The sequence below is a fragment of the Paenarthrobacter sp. NPDC057355 genome, from assembly GCF_042667405.1.
Lineage (GTDB): Bacteria > Actinomycetota > Actinomycetes > Actinomycetales > Micrococcaceae > Arthrobacter.
Window position 1 is genome coordinate 2467 of record NZ_JBHVAL010000041.1, and the last position, 1892, is coordinate 4358.

Genomic DNA, 1892 nt, shown 5'->3' on the forward strand with positions numbered 1-1892 from the left:
TCAGTACCCGCAGGAAGAGAAAACAAGAGTGATTCCGTTAGTAGTGGCGAGCGAACGCGGATCAGGCTAAACCGTTTCCATGTGTGATAGCCGGCGGGCGTTGCATGGGCGGGGTTGTGGGACTTTCCGTTCTGGTTCTGCCGGGCCAGTGAGGTGAGAGTGCGTGCATAGGTGAACGGTCTTGAAAGGCCGGCCAGAGAGGGTGTGAGCCCCGTAACCGTAATGTTGTGTGCCGCCTGGAGAGTATCCCAAGTAGCACGGGGCCCGAGAAATCCCGTGCGAATCTGTCAGGACCACCTGATAAGCCTAAATACTTCCTAATGACCGATAGCGGACCAGTACCGTGAGGGAAAGGTGAAAAGTACCCCGGGAGGGGAGTGAAACAGTACCTGAAACCGTGTGCTTACAATCCGTCGGAGCAGTCTTGTTACTGTGACGGCGTGCCTTTTGAAGAATGAGCCTGCGAGTTAGTGTTACGTCGCGAGGTTAACCCGTGTGGGGTAGCCGTAGCGAAAGCGAGTCTGAACAGGGCGAGTGTAGTGGCGTGATCTAGACCCGAAGCGGAGTGATCTACCCATGGCCAGGTTGAAGCGACGGTAAGACGTCGTGGAGGACCGAACCCACTTCAGTTGAAAATGGAGGGGATGAGCTGTGGGTAGGGGTGAAAGGCCAATCAAACTCCGTGATAGCTGGTTCTCCCCGAAATGCATTTAGGTGCAGCGTTGCGTGTTTCTTGCCGGAGGTAGAGCTACTGGATGGCCGATGGGCCCTACAAGGTTACTGACGTCAGCCAAACTCCGAATGCCGGTAAGTCAGAGCGCAGCAGTGAGACTGTGGGGGATAAGCTTCATAGTCGAGAGGGAAACAGCCCAGACCACCAACTAAGGCCCCTAAGCGTGTGCTAAGTGGGAAAGGATGTGGAGTTGCGAAGACAACCAGGAGGTTGGCTTAGAAGCAGCCATCCTTGAAAGAGTGCGTAATAGCTCACTGGTCAAGTGATTCCGCGCCGACAATGTAGCGGGGCTCAAGTACACCGCCGAAGTTGTGGATTTCACACAAGACCCTAGCCTTCGTGGTTCAGGGGTGTGGAGTGGTAGGGGAGCGTCGTGTGGGCAGTGAAGTCGCGGTGGAAACCAGCGGTGGAGCCTACACGAGTGAGAATGCAGGCATGAGTAGCGAAAGACGGGTGAGAAACCCGTCCGCCGAATGATCAAGGGTTCCAGGGTCAAGCTAATCTGCCCTGGGTAAGTCGGGACCTAAGGCGAGGCCGACAGGCGTAGTCGATGGACAACGGGTTGATATTCCCGTACCGGCGAAAAACCGCCCATGCCAAGCGGGGGATACTAACCGCCCGGAGCCTGCCCGCTCACCCTTGTGGTGTTGTGGGTTTTGGCCGAGCGCGGGACCTGATCCCGGGAGGTAAGCGTATTAACAGGTGTGACGCAGGAAGGTAGCCGGGCCGGGCGATGGTTGCCCCGGTCTAAGGATGTAGGGTCAGGGATAGGCAAATCCGTTCCTGTGTGCTTCGAGCACGTTCCTGAGATCTGATGGGACTCCCGTTTGGGGGGATCCGGTGATCCTATGCTGCCTAGAAAAGCATCGACGCGAGGTTTTAGCCGCCCGTACCCCAAACCGACACAGGTGATCAGGTAGAGAATACCAAGGCGATCGAGAGAATTATGGTTAAGGAACTCGGCAAAATGCCCCCGTAACTTCGGGAGAAGGGGGGCCTGCCCCGTGATGGAGACTTGCTCTCCGTGAGCGGGTGTGGGCCGCAGAGACCAGGGGGAAGCGACTGTTTACTAAAAACACAGGTCCGTGCGAAGTCGCAAGACGATGTATACGGACTGACTCCTGCCCGGTGCTGGAAGGTTAAGAGGACCGGTTAGCCC

The 1892-nt window shown here is 56.7% G+C and carries 1 rRNA gene (running past both ends of the window); it reads left to right on the plus strand.

Annotated features, from left to right (window positions below):
• A 23S ribosomal RNA gene (locus tag ACFUOZ_RS21235) occupies positions 1-1892 on the plus strand (it extends past both window edges: 310 nt to the left, 1136 nt to the right).